Annotated in this window: 1 protein-coding gene; it reads left to right on the top strand. The window is 44.8% G+C overall.

Annotated features, from left to right (window positions below; genetic code table 11):
* Positions 1-178: 178 nt before the first annotated feature.
* Positions 179-545, top strand: a 367-nt coding sequence (locus BHE18_RS18330) for an APC family permease (protein WP_141771936.1), incomplete at its 3' end; no start/stop codon positions are given.

The raw sequence follows: 545 nt of genomic DNA, 5'->3' as shown, positions 1-545 counted from the left end.
TTAGGTTTAGGTCTGTATTGTGTTTGTTTTCTTTTATGGGTGTGGAGTGGTCGTTAGATTGTAGAGGTCTTATATTGTGGTTATGTTAGAGTTGTTGTGGTTATAGGGATTGGTGAGCTTTCGAGTTGTTGTGTTGTTGCGTTGTAGTAGTGAGGTGTTTTATTTTTTTTTTTTGTCGATGATCGGTTCAGGCTGGCTGTTCGGGGCTTGGCGTGCGGCTCAAATAGCAGGACCAGCTGCTATTATTTCATGGGTTATTGGAATGGTCGTCATTTTATTTATTGCTCTTTCTTATAGTGAACTAGGTTCTATGTTCCCTGAAGCGGGGGGAATGGTCAAATACACGCAATATTCACACGGTTCGTTTATCGGTTTTATTGCGGGCTGGGCCAACTGGATTGCGATTGTGTCCGTCATTCCGGTTGAAGCGGTGGCCTCCGTTCAATATATGAGTTCTTGGCCTTGGGAATGGGCGAAATGGACAAGCGGTTTGGTGAAGAATGGAACGCTGACTGGGGAAGGACTAGCGTTTGCCTCTGTATTGC

It is taken from the genome of Rossellomorea aquimaris (assembly GCF_001877785.1).
GTDB classification, from domain to species: domain Bacteria; phylum Bacillota; class Bacilli; order Bacillales; family Bacillaceae_B; genus Rossellomorea; species Rossellomorea aquimaris_A.
This window is presented reverse-complemented; position numbering and strand designations above follow the sequence as displayed.